The sequence below is a fragment of the Thiofilum sp. genome, assembly GCF_016711335.1.
Lineage (GTDB): Bacteria > Pseudomonadota > Gammaproteobacteria > Thiotrichales > Thiotrichaceae > Thiofilum.
This window is the reverse complement of the sequence record NZ_JADJTF010000001.1, coordinates 2,440,769-2,466,863: the sequence shown is the minus strand read 5'-3', so window position 1 is coordinate 2,466,863 and position 26,095 is coordinate 2,440,769. Positions and strand designations below refer to the sequence as shown.

General features: G+C 43.7%; 24 protein-coding genes and 1 pseudogene. 15 read left to right on the top strand and 10 right to left on the bottom strand.

What is annotated here, in order from left to right; all coding sequences use genetic code 11:
• The first annotated feature begins 362 nt into the window (after positions 1–362).
• From accB to IPL34_RS11655, 11 genes are all read left to right on the top strand, one after another.
• Positions 363–836, top strand: coding sequence for an acetyl-CoA carboxylase biotin carboxyl carrier protein (gene accB, locus IPL34_RS11705; RefSeq protein WP_296843067.1), 474 nt, complete (start codon positions 363–365; stop codon positions 834–836).
• Between the two features lie 15 nt (positions 837–851).
• A complete protein-coding gene (gene accC / locus IPL34_RS11700) occupies positions 852–2,195 on the top strand; it encodes an acetyl-CoA carboxylase biotin carboxylase subunit (protein WP_296841628.1) in 1,344 nt (447 codons plus the stop codon).
• On the top strand, positions 2,192–3,079 hold the full coding sequence (prmA, locus tag IPL34_RS11695) for a 50S ribosomal protein L11 methyltransferase (RefSeq protein WP_296841627.1): 888 nt from the start codon (positions 2,192–2,194) through the stop codon (positions 3,077–3,079). Before accC ends, prmA begins: the two co-directional genes overlap by 4 nt.
• Before the next feature lie 83 nt (positions 3,080–3,162).
• Positions 3,163–3,921: a zinc-ribbon and DUF3426 domain-containing protein gene (locus IPL34_RS11690; protein WP_296841626.1), complete on the top strand. Its 759-nt coding sequence runs from the start codon at positions 3,163–3,165 to the stop codon at positions 3,919–3,921.
• Positions 3,922–4,235: 314 nt separating this feature from the next.
• Positions 4,236–4,688, top strand: a complete 453-nt coding sequence (gene dksA / locus IPL34_RS11685) for an RNA polymerase-binding protein DksA (protein ID WP_296841625.1) — start codon at positions 4,236–4,238, stop codon at positions 4,686–4,688.
• 2 nt (positions 4,689–4,690) lie between these two features.
• Entirely contained in the window at positions 4,691–5,608 is a 918-nt protein-coding gene (gluQRS, locus tag IPL34_RS11680; RefSeq protein WP_296841624.1) for a tRNA glutamyl-Q(34) synthetase GluQRS, read from the top strand.
• 55 nt (positions 5,609–5,663) lie between these two features.
• Positions 5,664–7,211 carry an ATP-binding protein gene (locus IPL34_RS11675; RefSeq protein ID WP_296841623.1) on the top strand — a complete coding sequence of 516 codons (1,548 nt, stop codon included), beginning with the start codon at positions 5,664–5,666 and terminating at the stop codon, positions 7,209–7,211.
• 249 nt (positions 7,212–7,460) lie between these two features.
• Complete coding sequence (locus tag IPL34_RS11670; RefSeq protein WP_296841622.1) at positions 7,461–8,105, top strand: hypothetical protein; 645 nt, start codon at positions 7,461–7,463, stop codon at positions 8,103–8,105.
• A gap of 2 nt (positions 8,106–8,107) precedes the next feature.
• Entirely contained in the window at positions 8,108–9,790 is a 1,683-nt protein-coding gene (locus IPL34_RS11665; RefSeq protein ID WP_296841621.1) for a VWA domain-containing protein, read from the top strand.
• 8 nt (positions 9,791–9,798) lie between these two features.
• Positions 9,799–10,188 carry a hypothetical protein gene (locus IPL34_RS11660; RefSeq protein WP_296841620.1) on the top strand — a complete coding sequence of 130 codons (390 nt, stop codon included), beginning with the start codon at positions 9,799–9,801 and terminating at the stop codon, positions 10,186–10,188.
• A 176-nt stretch (positions 10,189–10,364) separates the two neighbouring features.
• On the top strand, positions 10,365–12,155 hold the full coding sequence (locus IPL34_RS11655) for an AAA family ATPase (RefSeq protein WP_296841619.1): 1,791 nt from the start codon (positions 10,365–10,367) through the stop codon (positions 12,153–12,155).
• A 155-nt stretch (positions 12,156–12,310) separates the two neighbouring features.
• Here IPL34_RS11655 and IPL34_RS11650 read toward each other — a convergent pair whose 3' ends face one another.
• The 7 genes and pseudogenes from IPL34_RS11650 to tnpA all read right to left on the bottom strand — a co-directional run bounded on the left by IPL34_RS11650 (position 12,311) and on the right by tnpA (position 18,360).
• Positions 12,311–12,544 (bottom strand): hypothetical protein, encoded by a 234-nt coding sequence (locus tag IPL34_RS11650; protein WP_296837418.1) that lies wholly within the window; start codon positions 12,542–12,544, stop codon positions 12,311–12,313.
• Between the two features lie 2 nt (positions 12,545–12,546).
• Positions 12,547–12,689, bottom strand: a pseudogene (locus IPL34_RS11645) (transposase); the annotation flags it as partial.
• Positions 12,690–12,736: 47 nt separating this feature from the next.
• The gene (locus IPL34_RS11640; RefSeq protein WP_296841618.1) at positions 12,737–13,336 is read right to left on the bottom strand and encodes a transposase; all 600 of its coding nucleotides are present in this window, start codon (positions 13,334–13,336) and stop codon (positions 12,737–12,739) included.
• A 186-nt stretch (positions 13,337–13,522) separates the two neighbouring features.
• Positions 13,523–14,332, bottom strand: a complete 810-nt coding sequence (gene eutC, locus IPL34_RS11635; protein WP_296841617.1) for an ethanolamine ammonia-lyase subunit EutC — start codon at positions 14,330–14,332, stop codon at positions 13,523–13,525.
• Positions 14,333–14,341: 9 nt separating this feature from the next.
• Positions 14,342–15,736, bottom strand: a complete 1,395-nt coding sequence (locus IPL34_RS11630; protein ID WP_296841616.1) for an ethanolamine ammonia-lyase subunit EutB — start codon at positions 15,734–15,736, stop codon at positions 14,342–14,344.
• A 17-nt stretch (positions 15,737–15,753) separates the two neighbouring features.
• Complete coding sequence (locus IPL34_RS11625) at positions 15,754–17,667, bottom strand: aspartate ammonia-lyase (protein ID WP_296841615.1); 1,914 nt, start codon at positions 17,665–17,667, stop codon at positions 15,754–15,756.
• Between the two features lie 264 nt (positions 17,668–17,931).
• On the bottom strand, positions 17,932–18,360 hold the full coding sequence (tnpA, locus tag IPL34_RS11620) for an IS200/IS605 family transposase (protein WP_296839491.1): 429 nt from the start codon (positions 18,358–18,360) through the stop codon (positions 17,932–17,934).
• A gap of 674 nt (positions 18,361–19,034) precedes the next feature.
• Here tnpA and IPL34_RS11615 point away from each other — a divergent pair.
• Together IPL34_RS11615 and IPL34_RS11610 are read left to right on the top strand one after the other, a co-directional pair.
• Entirely contained in the window at positions 19,035–19,577 is a 543-nt protein-coding gene (locus IPL34_RS11615) for an autoinducer binding domain-containing protein (RefSeq protein ID WP_296841614.1), read from the top strand.
• A gap of 12 nt (positions 19,578–19,589) precedes the next feature.
• Positions 19,590–19,832 carry a LuxR C-terminal-related transcriptional regulator gene (locus IPL34_RS11610; RefSeq protein ID WP_296843066.1) on the top strand — a complete coding sequence of 81 codons (243 nt, stop codon included), beginning with the start codon at positions 19,590–19,592 and terminating at the stop codon, positions 19,830–19,832.
• A gap of 230 nt (positions 19,833–20,062) precedes the next feature.
• Here IPL34_RS11610 and IPL34_RS11605 read toward each other — a convergent pair whose 3' ends face one another.
• Both IPL34_RS11605 and IPL34_RS11600 read right to left on the bottom strand, forming a co-directional pair.
• Entirely contained in the window at positions 20,063–20,602 is a 540-nt protein-coding gene (locus tag IPL34_RS11605; RefSeq protein WP_296841613.1) for a DUF6174 domain-containing protein, read from the bottom strand.
• 128 nt (positions 20,603–20,730) lie between these two features.
• Positions 20,731–21,939 carry a hypothetical protein gene (locus IPL34_RS11600; protein WP_296841612.1) on the bottom strand — a complete coding sequence of 403 codons (1,209 nt, stop codon included), beginning with the start codon at positions 21,937–21,939 and terminating at the stop codon, positions 20,731–20,733.
• Between the two features lie 502 nt (positions 21,940–22,441).
• Between IPL34_RS11600 and IPL34_RS11595 the strand changes: the two genes are divergently transcribed.
• Positions 22,442–23,782 (top strand): NAD(P)/FAD-dependent oxidoreductase, encoded by a 1,341-nt coding sequence (locus IPL34_RS11595; protein ID WP_296841611.1) that lies wholly within the window; start codon positions 22,442–22,444, stop codon positions 23,780–23,782.
• Positions 23,783–24,057: 275 nt separating this feature from the next.
• Positions 24,058–24,720, top strand: a complete 663-nt coding sequence (locus IPL34_RS11590; protein ID WP_296841610.1) for a thiopurine S-methyltransferase — start codon at positions 24,058–24,060, stop codon at positions 24,718–24,720.
• Positions 24,721–24,896: 176 nt separating this feature from the next.
• Here IPL34_RS11590 and IPL34_RS11585 read toward each other — a convergent pair whose 3' ends face one another.
• Positions 24,897–26,090 (bottom strand): low temperature requirement protein A, encoded by a 1,194-nt coding sequence (locus tag IPL34_RS11585; RefSeq protein ID WP_296841609.1) that lies wholly within the window; start codon positions 26,088–26,090, stop codon positions 24,897–24,899.
• Positions 26,091–26,095 lie beyond the last annotated feature (5 nt).

Genomic DNA, 26,095 nt, shown 5'->3' with positions numbered 1-26,095 from the left:
AGAGGTATCACTTCAAATCGCTGCATACTAATTCTGGGGAAATAGTGGTAAATGGCTGCGAATTGCAGCCAATACGTGTAAACTTCCCACCAATCTGTTGGGATCTGGTTAAATTTAGTTAAGTGACCAGCATTATTAGCGTTTAAGGCGAGTATAATGATCAGGGAGTCCAATTATTAAACGCGCCTATCCCCTGAGAGGGTTTGATAGCATAGCGCACTACTCTGCTCGGTCTCCTAGTCTAAATCCGCTGTTGAGAGACCTAACTACAACTGAATTTCAGGCAAAGCGATGGATTCGAGCCACCTAGCTTTGCGCTAATCCTATTTTTGACAACTTAAGGCCAGGAACACTACATCATGATGGATGTTCGCAAAATAAAAAAACTGATTGATCTGCTACAAGACAGCGATATTGCTGAAATTGAAATCAAGGAAGGTGAGGATTCGGTACGTATTAGCCGCACGTCCGCCCTACCTGCTCCTGTGCCTATGGGTATGCCAATGCAAGCACCCATTTATATGAATGCTGAACCACCACGCGCTACTGTTGCATCTGCTCCTAGTGCAGCTCCAGCACCGGCTGAAACAGGTATTCCTAGCGGTCATGTGATTGAATCGCCTATGGTGGGAACTTTTTATCGTGCTTCCTCTCCGGGCGCTAAGTTTTTTGTGGAAATCGGTCAAAGTGTCAATGTAGGTGACACCCTATGCATTATCGAAGCGATGAAAATGCTCAACCCGATTAGCACCGATAAAGCCGGCGTGGTGAAAGCTATTCTGGTCGAGAATGAACAGCCGGTCGAATACGGTCAGCCTTTAATTGTCATTGGCTAAGGCAAGGTACACCCTATGCTGAAAAAGATTTTAATTGCGAATCGGGGCGAAATTGCTCTTAGAATTCTGCGTGCTTGTCGTGAAATGGGTATTAAAACCGTAGCAGTACACTCTACGGCTGACCGTGATCTCAAGCATGTGCGTCTTGCCGATGAATCGGTCTGTATTGGCCCTCCCCGCTCGGTGGACAGCTACCTAAATATTCCAGCGATTATTAGCGCTGCCGAAGTGACTGGAGCGGATGCCATTCATCCGGGCTATGGCTTTTTATCTGAAAATGCTGATTTTGCTGAACGAGTAGAATCAAGCGGCTTTGTATTTATTGGTCCGCGTGCTGAAACTATTCGCTTAATGGGCGACAAAATTTCAGCTAAAGAAGCCATGATTAAGGCAAATGTGCCTTGTGTCCCCGGCTCAGAGGGTGCAGTGCCTGATGACACGCAAGAATGCTTAGCGATGGCTAAAAAAATTGGCTATCCGGTCATTATTAAAGCAACGGGTGGCGGTGGTGGGCGCGGCATGCGCGTAGTCCATAAAGCAGAAGAATTATTACGCGCCATTGAAATGACACGCTCCGAAGCCAAAGCAGCCTTTAATAACGATGTGGTGTATATGGAGAAATACCTAGTTACCCCACGCCATATTGAATTCCAAGTACTAGCAGACCAGCATGGTAATGCTTTCCATCTCTGTGAGCGTGATTGCTCGATGCAACGTCGCCATCAAAAGGTGGTTGAAGAAGCTCCCGCCCCGGGTATTACCGCTAAAGAACGCGCTCGCATGGGTAAAGTACTGACAGATGCGTGTAAAGCCATTGGTTATCGGGGTGCAGGTACTTTCGAGTTTTTATATGAAAAGGGCGAATTTTATTTCATCGAAATGAATACCCGTCTACAAGTCGAGCATCCGGTCACTGAACTGATTACCGGTGTAGATTTAGTTAAGCTGCAAATCTTAGTTGCATCTGGCGAAGCATTGACTTTGAAGCAAGAGGATATTCGCCCCCACGGTCATGCGATTGAATGTCGTATTAATGCCGAAGATCCTGATACCTTTGCACCGTCTCCCGGAAAAATCACTCGCTATCACGCCCCCGGAGGTTTAGGGGTAAGGGTTGATTCGCACATTTATACTGATTACAGCGTACCCCCCTATTACGACTCGATGATCGGTAAGTTAATTGTGCATGCTGAAAATCGTGAAGTAGCGATTGCGCGGATGCACGGTGCTTTAAGTGAGCTGGCGATTGACGGTATTAAAACTAATATTCCGCTACAACGACGTATTATGGAAGATGCCCATTTCCAAGCAGGTGGGGCGGATATTCATTATTTAGAGAAAAAATTAGGACTTAAATGAGCTGGAAGCAAATAGTCTGTCACACTAATCTCACCCATAAGGATGTGATTAGTGATTTATTCGAGGCGGCTGGGTCTGCCTCGATTACTTACCAAGATGCGGCGGATCAACCGGTATTAGAGCCTTTACCCGGTGAGACTCCCTTCTGGGATGATCTTATCATTACAGCGCTATTTCCTCTGGATGAGGATATTGATTGGATACTGCTCGAACTGGCTGCCAATAAAGATGAGTGGCAATTACAAAGTGTTAAGGTAGAAACGCTAGAAGAGCAGGAGTGGGTCAGAGCGTGGATGGATAACTTTCATCCTATGCAATTTGGCGAGCATCTGTGGATTTATCCTAGTTGGCATGAAGTCCCCGAAGGTGCTGGTGTTAAAGTATTACTCGATCCGGGTCTGGCCTTTGGGACGGGTAATCACCCTACCACCGCTTTATGTTTAGAATGGCTAGGGCAATTTCCTTCTTTGCAAGGCAAAACCGTTTTAGATTATGGTTGTGGCTCGGGTATTCTCGCTATTGCTGCGGCAAAAATGGGTGCTAAGACCGTCTGGGCCACCGATATTGACCCCCAAGCGTTACAAGCCACCTTAGATAATGCCGCTCGTAATGATATTCCCGCCGAGGTTATACAAACTTGTTATCCTCAAGACTTACCCAAGCAAACCTTTGACATAGTACTGGCCAATATTTTGGCTGGCCCTTTGGTGCAGTTAGCACCAGAGATTATCAAGTTTGTACGCTCTGAAGGAGATTTAGTTCTTTCTGGGATTTTGGCAACACAAACTGCAATGATTCGTCAAGCTTATGAGCCTAGCCTATCAGCAGCGCTGGACGTGGTGAGTCAAGAAGAATGGATTCGCGCCGCAGGTAAACGCTCTTAAGCTTAGAGCGTTTATTAATAATTAGCAGATTAATGTTAAAGCGAACCTACTCTATGAATCAATACTCATAACGGCCTTTACTTATGTACACACAATGCAGTAATTGTCGCGCTACCTTTAGGGTAACTATGAAAGAACTCACCACCGCTCAAGGCTTATTACGTTGTGGTGAGTGTGATGTCATTTTTGATGCCATGAAAACCTTGAGTACAGCGTTACCGGAAGAACGCTTAATTAGCCACAGTAATCTACTCCTCCCCTCGGCTCCGAAAACTTCTCTCTGGAGTAAAGTGACTAAACTATTTAAGCGCTCTGTCCCGCCTACTAATGAAAATAATCCTTTACCGCCTACTGCGCCTTATAATGGCAGACGTGAAAAAAAGCGTGCTAGTTGGTGGTTAGCCATCAGTCTTATTTGCCTTACTTTATTGTTATTTTTACAATTAGTGTACAGTACCCGTTACTGGCTCGCGCAACAACCACTCACTCAACCTATCGTTGCCACCTTATGTCAATGGGTGGATTGCAATTTAGAGCAACGTGATCTAAAAAGTATCAAGATGCTCAGTCGTAATGTGTTTTCGCATCCGAATTCGCCTGAGTTTTTAATTATTAAAGCCTCACTACAAAATGAAGCGAATTTTCCGCAGAAATACCCCTATGTGGAAATCAGTTTTCTCAATAGCGCTTCTGAAGTGGTAGCTTTGCGCCGCTTTAAACCAGAGGAGTACCTAGAACCCACCATTGAACCTATTATGCAACCGTATCAGCCTCGTGAGTTGTCACTTAATATTAAAGACCCAGGCCCCGATGCAGTGCGCTTTCAGTTTCGCTTCCTTTAATCAAGCATTGCATTTTCCTCCTTATCCCGTACCTGGTCACGTAGTGACACACCATCAGTCTTATACTCAATGGCGCTTTTGAATGAGGTGTACTATGCTCATTATCGGAGTGATTTTTTCTTATTAAATTAAAAATAACTCACAAAAAAGCATAAATAACATTACATTCACGAAATTTAGTCTATAATCGCGCGCCAAATAAGAAGTTAGCTGTTGATTAAATATTTTCGTGGCGACACAAGCCCGAACAACTAAATAAAGAGCTTAAAACTCAATATTTTATAGGTGTCGACTACTTTTACATGGAGAACAATATGGCGTCTGATAATGTCACGTACATGCTGAGAAAGTCTGCTTTGCCGGTTGAAGGTATTGATCCTTACATTCCCACTCCCGGTGAAGAATACATGAATGATGCTCAGCTTAAGCATTTTCGGAATATCCTTGTAGCGTGGAAACAAGCGCTGATGCAGGAAGTGGATCGCACCGTCGATCATATGAAAGAAGAGGCGAGTAACTTTTCTGATCCGGCTGATCGTGCCACTCAAGAAGAAGAATTTGCTCTCGAATTACGCGCACGGGATCGTGAACGTAAACTCATTCGTAAAATCGACAAAACCATCGCTCGTCTAGATGAGGATGACTATGGTTATTGTGATGCATGTGGGATTGAAATCGGTCTACAGCGTCTTGAAGTCCGCCCTACCGCAGACCTGTGTATCGACTGCAAAACCACTCAAGAGATTAAAGAGAAACAACTCGCGTAACCATGTTGCCCACTGGACGCTTTGCCCCCTCACCTACAGGGCCATTGCACTTTGGTTCATTGGTTACGGCTGTTGCCAGTTATCTTAGCGCCCGCTCGAAATACGGGCGCTGGTTGGTACGCATTGAGGACTTAGATCCCCCACGCATTCAAGCAGGTGCTACTGAGTCCATTTTGCATACGCTTAAGCAATATGGCTTTGAGTGGGATGGTGAAATAATTTTTCAGAGTAGTCCCACACGTCAAGCCGCTTATACAGAAGCGCTAATGCAGCTTCAGCCCTACTCTTACCCCTGTTATTGCAGTCGCAAACACTTGCAGCAAAACGCTCAACAAGGGCGCTTTGGGGCTATTTACGCCGACACTTGCCGCTCTCGCCCTCAAATCCCTAACCCTCAAGCTACCGCGATTCGTATTAAAACGCCTGATGAAACCATTGGCTTTCATGACCTGATTTATGGTGACTATGCGCAACAATTGCACGCTGAGATTGGCGATTTTGTGATTAAACGCGCGGATGGTTTATGGGCTTATCAATTGGCAGTGGTGGTTGATGATGCTGATCAGGGAATCACGGAAGTGGTGCGTGGTGCAGATTTACTGGATAACACTCCACGTCAGATTTATCTGCAATCCTTACTCGGTTATGCCACTCCACACTATGCTCATATTCCCCTAGTGCTTGATACACAAGGACAAAAGCTGAGTAAACAAACCTATGCCCCTGCATTGCCTCTAGACGAGCACTCTATTCGGCACAATCTTTATCAAGCCCTGAAATTTTTAAACCAAAATCCACCCGATGAGTTAAGGACAACGCCTATGAAAGCTATTTGGGATTGGAGCATTCAGCACTGGTCATTTAATGGTTTGCGACCTCAGCAAATGACTGCTGATCTAGATCTAGTCCAAACGCCTTGAATGATTTCCTGTTATACTCACAATATCGCTCATTCATCACCTAAAATGCCCTATCATGACTCCACGTAAAAAACTCCCTATTGGCATTCAAACTTTTCGGGAAATTCGTGTTAATAATCACTACTACGTAGATAAAACGGCTATTGCTCTAGAACTCATCCAGCGTGGTAAATATTACTTCCTCTCCCGCCCCCGCCGCTTTGGAAAGAGCCTATTTTTAGACACCTTGAAAGAATTATTTGAGGGGAATGAGCCATTATTTCAAGGCTTAGCGGTACATCCACAGTGGGATTGGTCGATCCAATATCCGGTCTTGCGCTTTAGTTTTGGAAGTGAAACCTTTACCCATCCCCAAGGTTTAATAGATGCTTTAGATACACAGTTAACACAATGGGAGCAGCATTTTAGCCTGAGTCCTAGGTTCAAACATGCAGGCGGGCGTTTTTCCGACTTAATTCTACATTTACATCAAAAAACCGGAAAACCCGTGGTGATTTTGGTGGATGAATATGACAAGCCGATTCTCGATGCTCTACATTATCCTGAGGTTGCCAGACAAAACCGCGATACCTTACGCGGCTTCTATGGCACGATTAAAGACTATGATGCTCATATCCGCTTTGCCTTTTTAACCGGAGTGAGTAAGTTTTCTAAAGTGAGTTTATTTTCGGGCTTGAATAATCTAACCGATATTACTCTGGATGAGCGCTATTCCACTATTTGTGGTTATACCGATCATGATGTGGATACGGTATTTGCACCCGAATTAGTAGGGCTAGATCGAGAGCATATTCGGGAGTGGTATAATGGCTATAATTGGTTGGGACAAAGCGTTTATAACCCTTATGATGTCTTACAATTATTCAGTACCCGTAAATTCAAGAATTATTGGTTTGAATCGGGGACACCTACCTTTTTAGTGGATTTATTGCTCAAGCGTAAAATCACCTCGCTGTCATTAGTACACAGTCTTAGCAGTGAAGAGATGTTATCTAAATTTGATATAGACGACATTGAAGTAGATGCGTTGTTATTTCAAACGGGTTATTTAACTATAAAGGGTATAAGGCAGGCAGGTGATCGGGATTTTTATGTTTTGACTTATCCCAATAAAGAAATCTATCAAAGCCTTAATGAAATTTTACTATCCGCGTTGGTAAAAGATAGAAAAGCTCAGAGTATCCAGACATTACGTTTATATGATTTATTGTTGGCTAATGATTTTGAGAGATTAAGAGCATTATTCCAAAGTTTCTTTGCTAGTATCCCTCATCACTGGTACACCCACAACGATATTCAAAATTATGAAGGCTATTATGCCAGTGTATTTTATTCCTATTTTGCTTCATTAGGATTAACGGTGATAGTCGAGGATGCCACTAATTTAGGGCGCATTGATATGACGCTTAAATTTAACAACCAAGTTTATTTGTTTGAATTTAAAGTAATCGAGAATACTGAAGCAGGATCGGCACTCCAACAACTCAAAGACCGCCTCTATGCAGACAAGTATCGTGGTCTGAATCAGCCCATTTATCTGATGGGTGTAGAGTTCAGTAAGGTATCCCGTAATGTAGTGGGCTTTGAAGTGGAGCAAGTGTAGCACCCTAAACCCAACTGGATGGGATGTTGTACGGCTCAGTTAAACACACCAAACAAGGTTCCTAACTTTGGCGATTCGAGTATTTGGGTATATGATTTTATGAGTACTTTTGCTTATACACTAATAATTGAACTAGCCTTATACTCAAAGTTCCCCTGACTTCGACAGCAAAGGAGAAGCACTATTTCAACCTCAGCCCCCGACAATGCAGCACTCCGTTATGGATTAGTTGCCGCAGTACTAGCTTTGATGCTAGCAGGTGTTTACTTTTGGTGGTTTCAACCGCCTTGGTGGTTATTAGGTGCTTATGCAGGTATTGGCCTGCTTGCGGTACTCAGCGTACCTATCATTTATCGCCTAGCCGGATTTAGTGGTGAGGATGAAAGCGAATGGTTAGAAGATCGTAATCAGGCGGCACATCAAGCTTTGCTAGATAAATTAAAAACGGCACGCATAGGACTAGAGGAACTCGGTATTCAAGAGGGTGTACGCCAAGCCAAAGTGTTAACTGATATTTTAGAAGACTATCAATCGGTAGTCGCCACGCGCTTTGTCGGTAAACACTTCACCCCTATTAACTACCTCAATGCGGCTCGTACCGTACAAGAACACGCTATTCAAAATCTCACCGATATTGTCGCTATTGGACATAGTATTTCAGGTCTGAGCCGGAATTTAGAGGTGAGTGATGCTATCGGTAAACAAGCGGAGCTTTATAAAGAGCAACAAACTCGTATTCGTACCCTACTCGATGAAAATACTAAATTATTCAATGCTCTGACTGAAACCGCAGTAGAAGTGGCCAATATTAAATCGATCAGCGATTTTGACCGTTTAGATACCATGACTCGCCTCATGAGTCTTGCTCAAATCGCTAAGCAAACAGGAAAATAACTATGCGCCTACCCTTCAATGGCTTACTCAAAATCAGTACTTTAGTCTTTAGCGCTATCATCCTCAGCGGTTGTCTCGCAGGAGATACTATTGATACTAAAGACAAAGCCGAAGCTAAAATCAAAGAATTAGTCGATGGTACGATTCAACCGAGTTACAACGAAAATCAAAGCCGTGCCAATATTCAACTCACTCGTACTAATTTATCCTCGCTGCTACCCGATTTAAATGAATACCCTATTACACTCGATGTACAAGACTCGCCGCGTGTAGAAGCCGCTGAAATTCTTACCTCACCCGAAAAAGCGGGCAATAACCGAGATGCGCTTTATTTAGAAATGGCGCAACGCTTTAACCAACAGGGTCTAACCATTAGTAATGGTAAACAAGCCGCGATTGCCATTCGTAAAATGGATTCGGGTTTAGGGGCACAATTTATTCTCACTGGACAATATGTACCGGATGCTTTTTCCCCTAGTAATGCGCTCTGGGGTGCAATGGTGAATGCAAATGGTAATAATCTCACCACTATCGCACCAGTTACTGCTCCTAATGTGGCGGGGATTGTGGTTAAAAAAGCTAAAGCCGACCAAATCACCACCGAAGGTAAACTGGACATTGCCAAGCTACTCACCAATGTAAGTAATGGTTCGTTTGCTATGGGCTATACCAACCCCTATCAATCCAGTACGGGCTTAAACTTTCTGCTCACGGTGCTCAATTCCTTTGCCAATGGCGATGAAACTCAAATGCTCTCACCCGATGTCGCTAGTGCCTTTGAGGCCTTCCAGCAAGGGGTTCCGTTTGTGGCACAAAATACCCTACAAATGCGCGAAGCCGCCCAAGGCAGTGGGGTTTTAGATGCGTTTGTCATGGAATATCAGCTATGGGCAAATGCGACGGGCTTAGAAGATTATCAATTTGTACCATTTGGTGTACGTCATGATGGTCCTTTATACGCCACCAATGAAGCCGATCCCGCAGAGCGTGAAGTATTGGCGCTCTTTGCTAAATTCCTTGCGTCACAAAAAGGGGAATTAAGCCGTTTTGGTTTTGATCAAGTCAAGGATTATAAAGACGCCTATGCTATTAAAGACGGCTCTATCATTGCCCAAGCTCAACGCTTATGGAAACAAAAGAAATCGGGTGGCAAACCGATTGCAGCAGTATTTGTCGCGGATATTTCTGGTTCTATGGAAGGTACGCGGATTAAAAACCTACGCAAGGCTTTAGTTGAATCTTCCGATTTAATTAGTACCAATAATGCCATTGGTTTAGTGACTTATAGTGATACCGTGAATGTTGACTTGCCGATTCGCCCCTTTAATGTGTCACAAAAATCATTATTTATTGGTGCTGTAGAAAAAATGGCTACAGGTGGCAAAACCGCCACGAATAGCGCAGTATTAGTTGCGGCGAATATGCTTACCGAATTTAAAAAGCAAAATCCAGACTATAAAACGGTAATATTTGTGTTATCCGATGGTGAAACTAATCTCGGTGTTGATTTTGAAACCGCTAAAAACCTAATGAGTTTAACCGCCATTCCGATTCATACCATTGCTTATGAGCTCAGCTCACAGGAATTAAAAGAATATGCTGGTTTAGCAGAAGGCGCTTATATTGAATCAAGTGCGGGTGCTGCTTCCTATCGAATTGGCAATTTACTCAATGCTGAGATGTAGGTAATTCGATGAAGTTTATTAAAATTTTCAGTGTCTTTTTGCTGCTTAATATTGCTGCTTGGGTAGGAACCCATTATTATCTCAGCCTTAATCGGGCTGAGATTTTAGTCGTCGTCGATACCTCATTTGCGCTTAAACCGCAGTTTAGTGCTATGGAAGATTGGATTAAAAATCTGGAAAGTAATACCCGTTATAAACGGATTACGATTGGCACAGATAAAGCCTTACTAGGTGATTTATCCACGATTAAAGCCAAATCTTCTATTTTTAGAACTGCGTTTGGGCGTATGAGTGAAACGGATTTAAGCCGCTATTCAAACTCAACAGCGGTGCAAAAAATATTATTATCCGATGGCTCTATTCAACCAAGCGGTTGGAAAGTCATTAAATTTCCTTGAATTGAGAAATTGCTTGAAACAAAGCAATCGTGCATTTCTTCCGCAGGCGCTGTGAATACTTCCCTGTACGCTTCAAGGCGGCATCCTTGCCGCCAAGACTGCTCCAAAAACACACGATTACTTTTAGATAGTTAATTTATGCTACTAGCCTTTCAACCCTTGCTGGATAGAGTATTATGCTTAAGCTCCCTTATGGAATTAGTAACTTTTACCAAATCCGCACTGAGGGTTACTACTATCTAGACCGCACTCATTTAATTCCTGAATTAGAAGCGGCGGGTAAGCAGCTCATTTTTTTACGACCTCGGCGCTTTGGTAAATCCTTATTATTATCTACCTTAGAGCATTATTACGATATTAATCAAAGCTCTAACTTTAATGCTTTGTTTGGTGAGTTAGCCATTGGTCAGCAACCCACTGATGAGCATAATCGTTATCTGGTTCTACGCTGGGATTTCTCGGCAATTTCAGGTATAGGCTCTAGTGCTGATATTAAAGCTAGTTTATTTAATTATTTAACTATCACGCTGAAAAACTTTACTCATTATTATCAAGATTTAATTACTAGCTCTTTCGATTTTTATCCTAATGATGCTTTAGCTTCTTTGCAAGCAGTGCTATCGGCAGTTAAAGCTAGTGGTCATGCGGTTTATTTACTGATTGATGAGTACGATAACTTTGCTAATGAAATACTGATTAATAAAGATAAAGGACCAGAGCGCTATAAGGAGTTACTGTCTGGTGAGGGAATTTTTAAAACGCTCTTTAAAATTATTAAGGCACAAAGTACCGAAGGCAATTTAGCGCGTGTTTTTATTACAGGTGTTTCGCCATTAGTGTTATCTGATATGACTAGCGGCTATAATGTGGCTACTAATATTTTTTTAGATGTGCGTTTTCATGAGCTATGTGGTATTGCTCATGATGAATTAGCCCAACTGGTTGCTGATATTATCAAACAATGCCCTGCTCCTGCTGATCAAACTCATTTATTAGCAACCCTACAACAGTATTATAATGGCTATCGCTTTAGTTATGACCTAAGCAAACCACGTTTATATAACCCTACCTTGTGTTTTTACTTTCTACAGTACTATCAGCTCAATTGTGAAATGCCGTTTGAAATGCTAGATGGTAATCTAGCAATGGATGCTAGTCGTATTGAATATATGATGCAATTACCTGCTGGTAGAGATGTTATAGCACAAATTTTAGATGAGCAAAATCCTATTAGTTTAAAGCATCTTATTACTCAGTTTGGTGTAGATAAACTCGCTGAGCTTAATAATAATCCTGACTATATGGCTTCACTACTCTATTTCTTTGGAGTCTTAACCTTAGTTGATATTCAGGGCTTAAGAAAAATGATCCTAAAAGCACCTAACTTAGTCGTTCAAGCCTTATATATTGATGAGTTTAAAAGGTATTTATTACCCGAATCTAAAGAGCGTCGTCATTTACAACGTATTGTGGAGGACTTTTATCAGTCAGGCAATTTAGAACCACTGGCTAACTATCTAGAATCTAAAACCTTACAGAGCTTAAGTAATCGAGACTATCAATGGAGTAATGAGCTTACGATTAAAATGGCATTTTTAACGCCTTTATTTGATGATAGTTATTATATGATTGACTCAGAAGCGAATTTGGGCAGGCGCTATAGTGATTTAATTATGATAGTGCGTTATAGCTTACGTGAATCACTGCCTTCTTTATATGATTTTATTTTAGAATTTAAATATCTCAAGCTGGGGGATTTGAATTTAACGGCTGAGCAAATTAAGCAAATACCTCGACAGGATTTAGCCCAATTACCACTAGTGCAAAACACGTTAAATCAAGCGCTGACTCAATTGGTTGATTATCGTAATACTATCAATAGTCGTTATAATGAACCTCAACGCTTAATCTGTATCGCTGTGGTGGCTTTAGGCTTTGATCGTATTGTATGGCAGCGGCTGGATTAATCAGCGCTAGCCACTTTTTTAAATCCTCATAATGCTTTGTCTAGGGTTTTGTAGGCTTTGAGCATCTCGATCTAACCGCACTATGGTGCTGCTAATAAAAAGCTAGAGGCTTGGGTTGTTTCTAGTGTGTTTAGTCTCTGTACACGACAATTCGCTTAACTCATTGAATCTTTTTCAAAAGAAAATCGCCTGAGTTTCATCCGTCCATCCTCGATCGCCATGAATTGTGGTGGACAAAGGAACAGAAGCAGCAGCCTAAGCCTATCCACTTTTTCCCGTACCCTTCCATTCAATAAATCGGTCAAGTAGTCCAAGCCGTAACGGAAGACACTTTGCTCTTTGCGTCCATGTTTTTCGTCTTCAAAGGCTTGACGGCTTTTTCCTTCCATTCGCCGACTTTGTGCGCCCAACAGAAGCCAATGGCAAGCAACGCCATCATCTTTTTGATGCGAGGGGTTTGGTGAAGTGAGTGGCTTCCATGTGAAAACCACGCCCTTTCAAGCATTGGAACAGGTTTTCAATTTCCCAACGTAGCCGATAAGTGCCAATGGGATCAGCCGTGTAGTGGTTGCTGGCGATAATCAACAACTCACCACTGGGCAGCTTTGAGCCACTGAGCCAAACCCATTCCCCGCTAACGTCGCGACGGTGACGGAGAACGCGCCGTTTACCCGGCTTGAGGTTGGCAAACAGCGAGCGGACATGCGCCTCTTTTTGTGTTTGTCGGTCATCAACTGATTACCCTTGATACGAATCAAGTAGGGAATCTCTTTGGAAGACAACCACTTCCACCATTGACCACCAATAAACTCACGGTCAGCCAACACACCCAAGATGTTGTTGCGCCCGAATTGGCTGATAAATCGTTGCAGCAGGGCAATACGTTCACGTTGGTTAGAATTACCGCGTTTGTTCAACACCATCCAGTAAACGGGGATAGCCGCACCTTGGTAAACAACCGCCAAAGTCAGGAGATTGAGGTTGGATTTGCCCCATTTCCAGTTGGTTCTGTCGAGTGTGAGGTAGTATTGTTGACCACTAAAGGCGAACATTCCCATAAGAAAATGGGCAATGTCATTGTAATTAAAGAACACTTGGCTAAAAAAGCGTTGCATCCGTCGATAGCGGGAACCAATGTCGGTGTCAGAATCTATGTGTACCGCCAACAACGCCAAATTCATTTGTCGCGCACTCAGCAAAGTACTGCAGCATTCCCACAAAACAATCCAAACGGGGCTTGCCCCAACTCAAGTGGGCTTTTAAACTGTCACGTAGTCCATCGCTCAGATCCATTTTGCTCTCCTGTGTGGTAACTAGAGAGTAAAACATAGGAGCGGTGGACTTTCACCATCTCCATGACAAACATGCTAAATCAATAAGTTAGTGGTTTTGTCGTGTACAGAGGTGTTTAGTAAAGGCGTATCGGCCTCATCCTTTAAATGCACACCGGATAATTGCCGTTTCATGGCTTCACGCATTAAATAACCCAAACGATAAAGCGCGGTCGGATAACTCAAACCCTCTAAGCGCACATTAGAAATGCAATTACGTGCTGCATCAGTTAATCCCACTTGCGGCTGCCACGTAAAATAAATTCCCAAACTATCTGGTGAACTCAAACCCGGACGTTCACCAATCAGCATCACCACCATACGAGCTTGCAACATTTGCCCAATTTCATCGCCGAGCGCCACACGCGTATATTGAGCTAACACAATGGGCGCTAATGACCACCGTTCTTGACTGCATAAGGCTTGAATACCCAGCACCATAGGCACGGCATGACGCTCAATAGCCAACGCCGACAGACCATCCCCTACCACGACTACCACATCAAACGCTGGGGTCGTTTGAGCACGATGAGCTTGTAGAACCTCTAAGGATTCAGTACTTAAACGCCGCCCACGATCAGGACGCTGTAAATATTCATCACGATCTAGCACTTGGCTTTGCACCGCTAGCGTAGCTAAACCTTGTTGGGTAAGCGCAAATGCCAAAGCTTCACGATCTAAGGCTAAATGCACCGCATCACGCGCTTGTGCATGAGCCAGTTGAAATTGCAAATGTACATTGGTCGGCAAGCTCCCTCCCGCACGTCCTAGTGCAATGCGTGCCGCAGTCAATTGACGTAATGCTTGCCAAGGGTTAGGTGTAATAGTGCTGGTGAGTGGGTTCATAGGATTCACCTAGTTCAAGGCTAATAGAGCCGATTGAAAAGCGGGGGGTAATTGTGGATTAAGCGCTAGCGCTTTACCGTCTTGCTGCATAATCTGCATACGTTCTAGCCACGCGGCAAACTCCGGCGCGGGCTGTAAACCTAACACTTGGCGGATATAGAGCGCATCATGAAAAGAGGTAGTTTGATAATTGAGCATAATGTCATCCGACCCGGGAATACCCATAATAAAATTCACGCCAGCCGTACCTAATAGGGTTAGTAGCACATCCATATCATCCTGATCTGCTTCAGCATGATTGGTATAGCAAATATCACAACCCATGGGTAAACCTAATAATTTGGCACAAAAGTGATCTTCGAGTCCCGCACGAATAATCTGCTTACCATTGTATAAATACTCAGGACCAATAAAGCCCACTACGGTATTGACCAATAAAGGTTTAAAGCGCCGCGCCACCGCATAAGCACGCGCCTCGCAGGTTTGTTGATCCACACCATGATGCGCATTAGCCGACAAAGCGCTGCCCTGTCCGGTCTCAAAATACATTACATTTTGCCCGACCGTACCGCGCTTTAAACTCAGTGCCGCTTCATAGCTTTCTTGCAAAAGCGCTAAACTGACCCCAAAGCTAGCATTAGCCGCTTCAGTACCCGCAATCGACTGAAACACTAAATCCAGTGGCACACCGCGTTCTATAGCGGCAATGGAGGAGGTAATATGTGTCAACACACAGGCTTGAGTAGGGATTTCATAGCGTTGAATAATGGCATCCAAGAGCTTAAGCAACTCGCTAATGGAGGTCAGATTATCGGTGGCGGGATTAATACCTATCACTGCATCGCCATTGCCATACAGTAAGCCGTCCAAAATGCTGGCGGAGACTCCAGCGGGATCATCGGTGGGGTGATTAGGCTGCAAACGCGTTGCCATTACTCCTTGCCCACCTAATGAGTTACGAAATGCACTCGACACTCGCACTTTTTGCGCCACTAAAATGAGATCTTGCAGACGCATAATTTTCGACACCGCCGCGACCATTTCAGGGGTTAAACCCGCAGCTAAAGCGCTCAAAGTCACTGGATTGGCCTCATGCCCTAGCAGCCATTCGCGCAACTGCCCCACCGTGAAATGACTAATCGGCGCAAAAGCAGCGGCACTATGGGTATCGATAATCAGGCGTGTGACTTCATCACTTTCATAGGGAATCACAGGCTCGTGGAGAAACTGTTTTAGCGGCACATCGGCTAGTGCCATTTGTGCTGCTACACGCTCAGTTGCACTCTGCGCTGCAATACCTGCTAAATAATCACCTGAACGTGCAGGTGAAGCTTTCGCCAATAATTCGCGCAATGAACCAAACGCATAACGAGTCGTTCCCAGCGTATAGGTAAAAGCAGTCATAGTGTGCTCCTGTTCTATCAACTCGCTTGCGTAGCCGGACGATAGGGCTTAGTGAGATTATCGGGGTGCATGAACTCCTCCCACTGGGTTTCATTCATAATGCCTTGGGCTAGCACTAAATCTTTTACACTATGCCCACTACTAATCACTTCCTTAGCAATTTTTGTTGCCGCTTGATAGCCAATCACGGGAATTAAAAACGTCGCCAAACCGGGGCTTTGTTCTACGCGCTCACGTAGACATTGCTTATCCTGTTCAGTCACCACTATCCCTTGCACATGCGTAGTCAAAGTACGCATGGCGCGTGTCATCATTTGCATCGACTGCAATAGGTTAAAGGCAATAATCGGCTCAAATGCATTGAGTTGCAATTGCCCCCCTTCTGCGGCGATGGTGATAGCCAGATCATTACCTATCACTTGGAATGCGACTTGATTCACTACCTCTGGAATCACCGGATTGACTTTTCCCGGCATAATCGAGGAACCCGCTTGCACGGCTGGTAAGCGAATATCGCCAAAGCCTGCTAGTGGACCACTACTCAATAAGCGCAGATCATTACAAATTTTAGACAGCTTAACCGCAATGCGTTTAATCACACCCGAAAACAGCACAAATACCCCCGTATCCCAGCTCGCCTCTACTAAGTCAAGCGCTGGGCGTACTGCAATACGCCATAAATTCAATTCGTTATGTAGAATATGATTAACCTCATCTAAGACCCGCGCTCGGTAATCAGGGCTAGCTAAAATCCCCGTACCAATCGCGGTTCCACCTAAATTGAGTTCACCTAATAGCGGCACATTGCGCTCTAATTTGTCAATGTCCTCTTCTAAAGTGACACCAAACGCACGAAACTCTTGCCCTAAGGTCATGGGCACTGCATCTTGTAATTGGGTACGACCCATTTTAATCACCGAGGCAAACGCTTCGCCCTTAGCTAAAAAGGCTGCAATCAACTCTTGCATCGCACTGGTCAGCTCAGTATAGGTGAGCATCAAAGTTAAACGCACCGCCGAGGGATACACATCATTAGTCGACTGCGCCATATTCACATCATCATTGGGATCAACCGGATTCCCATCAGGATGAAATTTAGGAAAACCCAATAATTCACGGGCGCGTTTAGCAATCACTTCATTAGCGTTCATATTCGTGGACGTACCCGCACCCCCTTGAATCACGTCCACTAAAAATTGTCGTTGCAGAAATTGATTACCCTCAATAATTTCATCACAGGCATGAATAATCGCCTCGCCCACCGTTAAACCCATTGTTGCATTAGGTACACGTTTGAGATTAGGTGCTTCACTATTGGCACGCGCCGCTGCTTTTTTAATAATCGCGAGGCTTTTGATTAGCTTCGGGAAATGTGCAATCGGAATTCCAGTAATTTTAAAGTTTTGAATCGCGCGTGCGGTTTGTGAGCCGTAATAGGCATCATTAGGGATTTGCACCTCGCCCATAGAGTCGCGTTCACTATGACAACGCACCGGATGATCTTCTCGCTCAAGGCGACGCGTAGCATTAATAGCTAATTGGCGATAAATCTTCCGCGCCATTTCTGGTTGGTCTAGGAGCAACTGTTCCATATCAATGCGGCGTATAACTAAGGCTTGCGTTTCTACAATAGAGCGATAGGAAAGCTGATGTACTTTTTCCGGTTCTAACAGCATTTCCTCACCTAAAATCTCATTCTCATAGCGTGAAGCAATATGTTGTTGGAAGCCTTCTTCATGGCGAAAAATCTCGATTTCACCCGTTTGAATGATCATTAACACACGGCGTGGTTGCCCTGCTTTCATATCAAACTCTTGGGGAATAGCCACGTCATTAACGGCAAATTTTTTAGTGGTCGTAATAGCAGCAAGCTGTTGAATTTCACTTGACGTGAGATCAGGAAAAACGGTCTGTAAGGTCGTTTCGATCATGACATATCCTTTGTGGCGCGGTTTGCCCTAATAGGCAAATAGTTTTATTAAATTATTGAAAGCTCGCGATTAAGCGGGCTATCTATCATAGCATGCGCCTGTCTCTTCCTCATTAAGCACTGTAGCGCCGAGTTTGCCTCAAGTGCCTCAATAGCTATTTATTAAATCACTGCTGCGCTAAAAAGCTCTACTTAACAACCATCAGCTAAAGCTGAAGGGTTCGCTAAAAGGACTAAAGTCCGGATACGGGTCGAATAGACCCGTCTAGCCTTCTGTCTTAAAGTTATCCTCTAACCTCGGTTCAAAGTGATGCTCTAAATACGCCTTAATCATCTCAGCACTCAATTCCCCTGAAGTCGCACAAAAATAACCCCGCGCCCAAAAATGCTGTCCCCAATACCGCTTTCTTAAATCCGGGTAGCTTTCAAAGATTTTTGCCGCACTTCGACCCTTAATTCGGCGCATGATCTCGCTCGGTGCTAGCTCCGGTGGCACCGATAACAACAAATGCACATGATCCTTGCTCACCACCCCCTTCACTATTTCTATCTCAAAGGCTTGACAGGTTTGACGGATCAACTCCCGTATCTTTAACCCCACATCCCCTTTCAGTACCGGATAGCGGTATTTCGTCACAAATACAAAGTGATACTCAATCCGGTAGACGGTGTGGCTTCCATACCGATACTCCATCTCTCACGACCTCATGCCAACCTTCATCCAGCTAGTATCGCAGATAAATCTGACCGTCTAAAGACGGTGGTTTTAACCTTGAAGACGGACTAATAAAAGTAATAAATTACCCTTTTAACTTTATAGTAGCTCCTAAAATCTGCCGTAAATAACGCTTTATAAGGAGGCTGTCTTGTATTTAACTGCGCCCGTAGTAGACTGTAAGCGTGGTAGTATCCAAGTTACGCTGCTTTTGGCACTACCACAGGCTATGTTGTCATAGAATGATGTCGGTTAAGCAACAAAAAGGATGGCGATTATTAATGCTTTATGCCCCGCTTCTAGCCTCTCATTAGGAACGATAATAGGATTAATAAGTATCGAAAAATTAATGCTTACTATTAAATATAGCATTAATTTTCATCCTAATTTTGATTTTAAGAACTGTATCCGTTAGAACTTGCTAACTAGCACTCCGCGTCGCTAAATACGCTTGAGATATTTTTATTTGCCAGAAATATTTTGTATTTTTATGCCAACCGCAGGCTCAGTATGAGCGTTATCTATGACAGGTTAGTTTTAGGGCTAAAAGGCGATTAGAATTAGCTAGTACTGACAAAGGGATGTTAAGTACGTTAGAACTACTAGGACAGCGACAGCGAGGTTGCTATTCTTATTTTATTGAGTGTTTGCTGATGGCTATCAATTATGCTTTACTGGGTAAGTATTTAGCGGAAATGTATGAAGTGCAGTCGATTGAAGAGCGCTTCCAGATTTTCAGTCGCTATCTGCAAATTTTAGGTTTTACCGGTGCGACTTATACCTTTGCGCCCACCATGCAGATGGAAGCTTTGCGGCAACTACCCATGGTATTTTTGCGCACCGACACCTTCCCCACAGAGTTTCTACAAGACTATAGTGAAAAGCGTTTTGACCGTAGCGACTTTACGGTGCGTAAAGTATTAAATGGTGAAACACACCCTATGGACTGGCGGGAGTATGAACTAACTGGCGAGCTATTAAATGAAGAAGTAGAGTTAATTCGTTTAGCACGAGAGCGTTATGGCATTTTAAATGCTATATCTATTCCTACCACCCGTGAGCATGGAGCTGCGGGCATGAGTGTGATTAGTAATAAAGGCGACGACGAATATAAAAAAATCAAGCAAGAGCAAATGGATACGCTCTTAGCCATGGTACGCGTCTTTCATGATATAAACTTTAATAGTAGGAACTGACCAAACCAATTTATTGCCCCTGTATTTGACAGCCTAACTGATAAAGAGCGTATGATTTTACGTTACCTAGCTAGTGGTAGCCCAATGAAACGCATTAAAGAGTCAACAGGGATCAGTAAAAACTATGCCGATAATTTGCTGTTACAGCTTAGAAGGCGCTTGGGAGTACCCACCACGAATCGCCTAATGTATTTATTTGGATTATTGAGTAATCTTTACGATATACCTAAGGATAAACAACCTCCTGAAGAATAGAACTTAATGCTAGTATCCTTTATTCAAATCACTTTTTTGCTGATTAGATCATACATCAACTATTATGATCTAATCTTTCATACTCTAAGCTAAGTATTTGAGCCAAAGTAATCCTGCATTTCCTCCGCAGACGCTATCAATACGTCCATGTACGCTTCAAGGCGGCATCCCGGCCGCCAAGACTGCTCCAGAAACACACGATTACTTTTAGCTAAACACGTATTTAATCACTACTTAGTGTTCTGATTGGGCTTTAAACCGCTAGCGACTTTAAAATTACTAATGGTTAAATATAATTCCTCATCTGCCATCCTTTGATCGTAATCAATACTCACCTGTTTAGGATAACCATACTGAACATGATAAGTGACAGTGATTTTAGCGGCACGCCGATTAATCGCCTCTTGAATCAGTTTAAATACGCCCTCCATCGGTATAGCTTCTGTTTTCCGATTCGCAGGTAAAGGTTTACCTTCCGGCATTAAAGTAGCTTGTTGCACCTTACCTTTGAAGACTCTGAGCATAATAGGCTTAGTATAATCAGGAGTACAAAAACAGGAGCGTTGTAAATAATAGCTATAATGCTGAGGTTGTGTTTTTTTCCATTTAGCCTGTGCTTGATTAAGTTGTGCTTGAGCTTTTAGTAAGGCTGGGGCTAAGGGTGCTTTAATAGTCACCCTAGGCTGAGCACTCAAACTAACACTATCTGCAAAACTAGGGGTATTGAATACTAAAGTACTTAGTAATAAAGCCTTAATTATAGTTTTCATAGCAAACTCTCAAGTGGTTGTAATAGTGTTTAACATTAGCCTGACGAATTTCAGTCAGGGAGTGCTGTGCTACACTCCCTTTGTACTTAATGGGATAAGGCCTCTGAAATCAGATGAGCCTTAGTTATTTATTTTAGACATCCCTTGTTTGTCCAATCACAGGTAGGTGGTTTGGTTTGTTGCAAGCAATTATCTGCCGTGCATTGCACCGCGCCCAGTGTCCAACTGACATCCAGTTTTGCTGAATTAGCAGGAACCTTCAGATTGCGTAGGTACTCCTTCAGGTAAACCGCACGAAAGCAAGAAGTCTGCTTTTCAAAGCACTGACCTTTATTACCACAACAGGTATCGATATTGTTGTCATCCATAAAATTGAATGCCCCTGTCAAATACCATTTCCCTGCATCTGCTAGCTGGGTGGGAACCTGTTCATACGCCCCACGCCGATTGCCTGCGAAATTGTAAGGGTCACGAATACCCAACTTATCGGTTAGGCGCATGGTTCGTGCACATAGCATTTCCCGCCATTCGGGTAGTATGGTTTTGATACCGTATGCGCAAGAGGAAGCCAATCCCAATGATTTTGGTGCTTCATCTTGTCCAAGTCCAAGGAAGGAGTAGCTATACATTTGCAGTGGTTTACCTTCTACCCGTACAGTTCGCACTGCATCATTAGTGCTATTACATCTGGCACAAGGGAAAGTAATCTGGGTGGACGCACCGCCCATTTCGACAATACCAAACTGGTTGCTCTTTTGCTCTGTACGAGCTGCTAGCCACGCATACAAACCCTCTTCAAAGCCAGTCAGTGTACGAGTATTGACTGTCACATTGCTACCTACCTTGGCTTGCAGCTTTTGCTTCAGGGTGCTCCATAGGGTGGAACTGGCAGCACGATTTTCCTGTTCGGCAATGCGCATACCAGCAGTCGCAAACACGTTGGCAGAAACTAGATGACATTGCTTGGTCCAGTCAAATGCTTGCCATTTGGGTTTACCATCTTTCAATGGACCATCTTGTTGGATACTGTCCAAAGCGGCAACTACCTCAGTCGTAACGGCATCTAGATCGCGGGGGCTTTTACCACGAATAGATCTTACTGGATCTGCCAATGCACTAACCTTGGGACCTGCGTGCTCCGCCCATGACTTACCTTGTCGCTGATAAATGTACAGACGTGTACCACTGCTACCTGCATCATACATGATATGGCAATCCGCATTGGTAGTCCGATAAGAAGTGTCTGCGGGTTTGTTGTCGGTCTGTTCTAGGGTAGAACAGCCATACAGCAATACTAGAAACAGACTGATAAACAAGGCTTTTATGGTGACGCGCATCAAAACTCTCCTCCAAGATTAAGTGGAGCATGAATGTAGCATGATTTTTATCTGCTCAACAGCGTCGTGTGCTACCACCACTATCAGCACCCCTAGACACCGTTAAAGCTTGAGCACATGAAAACCGGTGAGCTCGGTCTAAAAGCCTTGCCGAACGAAAATTGGATGCCAAAATCAACTTTAACTAGATTTTCCACTGCTGGAAATGATGGAAGCCTACCACCAAGTAGGCTTAATACATGACCGTATAATGCTAGTTATCCTGCAAGGGATGTTAAATTTTAACCTAAAAACCGTATCAACTTACCTAGATCAAGGTTACTACAGCTCATCTGTATTTTACCCCTGTTTTATCCTTCTCAACGGAAAAATCAAACCATCAAACCTGAACTAGACACCTAAAGTGTGCTCATTAGCGGCAGAATCCCCGTACTTAATTACAAAAACCTCCCCTCTCACCTAATCACACTATAACAACACCAACAAAGCACCCTTAAAACTTATGAGCACACGTATTCATACTCTCAGACCTAAAAGTATTCATCATATTGTTATTGTAGGGGGCGGCGCAGGTGGTCTAGAACTAGCAACTCTACTCGGCGATTCACTAGGCAAAAAGCAACAAGCTCGCATTACCTTAATTGATCAAAACCGTGCTCATATGTGGAAACCCATGCTGCATGAGGTGGCAGCCGGTAGCCTCAATCAAGCACACCATCAAGTGGACTACATGGCACAAGCCCATTGGCATCATTTTCGCTTTTGCCAAGGCTCACTTTGTGGTTTAGATCGCCAGCGCCAAATGATCTACCTTGAGTCGAATAATGATGAAGATACCACTATGCCCCAACGTAGCACGCTACACTACGATACTTTAGTGATTGCGGTGGGGAGTAGCACGAATGATTTTAATACTCCGGGAGTCACCGACTACGCGGTGCGCATGGATAATGTGCAACAGGCTGAACGCTTTAACCGCAAATTGCTCAGTGCCTTTATGCGAGCGCATAACCAACAACAACCGCTTAAACCCGGACAACTACACATTGCGATTGTGGGTGGCGGCGCAACCGGAGTAGAACTGGCTGCTGAACTTTATTACAGTATTCGCTCTTTAATTGCTTATGGCTTAAATCAAATCAATCCTGAAAAAGATGTACGCTTAACTATTATTGAATCTGCCCCACGTCTATTAGCGGCTTTACCCGAAGAAATGTCGCAAGAAGCCGAATTAACGTTAGAGAAATTAGGAATTAATGTACTGACTAATGCACGCGTGGAAGCTGTCAAACCGGTAGGCGTGAAGCTTAATAGTGGTAAATTTATTCCGGCGGAAATTATGGTGTGGGCAGCCGGTGTACGAGCACCTGCCTTTTTGAAGCATTTAAATGGTTTAGAAACTAATCACGTTAATCAATTAGTAGTTAAAAGCACATTACAAACTACTAGAGACCCTCAGATTTTCGCCTTTGGTGATTGCGCGGCTGCTCCGTGGCTAGGACAAGAACGCGGCAAAACCGTACCCGCCCGCGCTCAAGTCGCCCATCAACAGGCTCGCTTTTTAGCCCAGCAACTGATCTATCATTTACAGGGTAAAACTTTAAAAAGCTTTCACTACTCTGATCATGGTTCTTTAGTTTCATTAGGCAAAAATCGAGCTATTGGTGGATTAAATCATTTACAGGAACAAAAAACGGTATTTGTGAAAGGATACTTTGCACGTTTGATGTACGATGGTCTATATAAAAAGCATCAATTAGGTTTGCATGGTTTTAAACGTGTGGCTTTTGACTCATTGACACAATTATTTAATCGTCAAGCTTCTTATATTCGATTGAGCTAATTAAATTTCATTAATTGAAATACCTAACTAAAATTAAGCCGGTATTTCTGGAGCAATACCGCGACGCCGCTTGCTAACACCTAGGGAAGTATTGCTGTTTTTTATCCCTAGGGTCGAGTGTTTTCAATGGAGCTAGTACTTAAGGATTAAGGCTCGGACTTACAGGATGTAAAGAGGCTACTCCGGCGAAAACACTCGACCCTAGGGATAAACTAGGACTACCCAACACTTTGCCCTACACTACTGAGCTTTTAGATGTGTGAGTGTAGGTATCTATGGAAGCAGACTTTTGGCATGCCCGCTGGCAAAACAATGAAATAGGCTTTAATCAAAGTAAAATCAACCCTTATTTACAGCCTTTTTGGCCACAACTGAATGCTCCTCATGATAAAGCCGTATTTGTGCCTTTATGTGGTAAAAGCATCGATATGGTTTGGTTGCGTACTCAAGGTTATTCAGTCTTAGGGGTTGAAATTAGCCCGATTGCTGTCAGTGATTTCTTTAAAGAACAAGATATTATTCCCAATGTTACCCCTCAAGGTGTATTTGAACGCTGGGAAGCCGAAGGTATTGCTATATTAGTAGGTGACTTCTTTGCTTTGAGTGCACAAGACTTAGCAGCCTGTGGCAGTGTGTATGATCGTGCCTCATTAGTAGCCTTACCCCCTGCTATGCGTGAACACTATGCGCAACATGTTAAACGTATTACGCCCCCTGATTGCTCGACTTTATTAATCACTTTTGAATATGATCAAACCGAACGTCCAGGACCTCCCTTCGCGGTATTGGAGTCAGAAGTGAGAGCTTTATATCAAAACGATTTCCAAGTGGATTTGTGGTTGGATGTGGACATATTGCCGCAAAGTCCGGGCTTTAAAAATGCAGGTATTACCTATCTTCATGAGAAAGTATATTGCTTAGGCCCAAAGGCTTTATAAGCTTGTCATGCATACTCCCTACCTATTGTGATAGGGAGCGACCTAAAAGTAATCGTGCATTGCTTCCGCAGTCGCTGTGAATACATCCTTGTACGCTACAAGGCGGCATCCCTGCCGCCAAGATTGCTCCAGAAATACTCGATTACTTTTTATTAACCATTTACAAAATACTAATATTATTGGGCTTTTTGCTGCGCTCGATGGCACATACTTAAACGTACTGCAATCGCTCCAGCCAAAATTAATCCCACTTGTAAGGTATTCGAGCCGGGCAACCAAGGCACTATGAGAATTAATACGGAAGCTAGTGGGTAAACCCATACCCCTTGAGCCTGACTCACCCGCTTATGAATTAACCACAGGGTCATGACAAATAGAGCCACAGGTAAAGCTAGACCATAACCAATCGTTAAAGCACTGGCGGCTACTGATCCGGTATTAAAATCTACTTGCGCCGCCAAACCTGCGCCTACCGCTGCTGCTGCCATAAAAATCAAATAATGACCATAGCCCCAGTAAAACGCGGTTTTGTAATCCCGTAAAAACTCGGCGGCCTCATCCTCAAAATAAATCCACCACATACAAAACACTATCAATAGCGCCCCGACACAAAACGCTATTAGATTTAAACTCATCATATTAGTATCGGCAGCTACTTTTTGTATCGCCATCACAGCGGCTAAAATCGACTCGCCTAAGACAATAATCGTCAATAGTCCATAGCGCTCACTGATATGATGCGGATGCCACGCGGTCATACCTGCTTTTTCAGCCCACATAGGCACTAATAACTCAACACCGATCATGAATAAAAATGGCAACATCACCGATTCTTTAGGCAATGTAACCACCACCATCCAACCCACTTGCGCCACAAAAATGCCTAATGCGTAGCGTAAAGCGGTTTTACGATATTGCGGGGCTTGCTTAGCAGCTCTCAACCATTGACTAATAGACGCTACCCGCATGAGTACATAACCGTAGGTCAGCACCCACCAGTTACCCTCAAAGGCATTAGGTACACCCGCTGCAATCACTAGAGCGCCCGCCATTTGGACAAAGACTGCAATCCGATAGGGCACATCATCGTTATCAAAGGAGGAGGCAAACCAAGTAAAATTCATCCATGCCCACCACACCGTAAAAAACACGAGGGCATAGCTCACAACACCGTGAGCTACATGATTCTCGGTAATGGCATGATGCAATTGTGCTCCAGCTAGCGCAATCGCTACCACAAAAATTAAATCAAAAAATAACTCCAGTGTGGTCGCTACACGCGGGTGCTCATGTGGTGAACGTCCACTCATGGGTTTAAAGGCTTTAAAATGCTTACTATGCGTTGGGTTCTCAGAAGAGGGTATCGTCATAACTA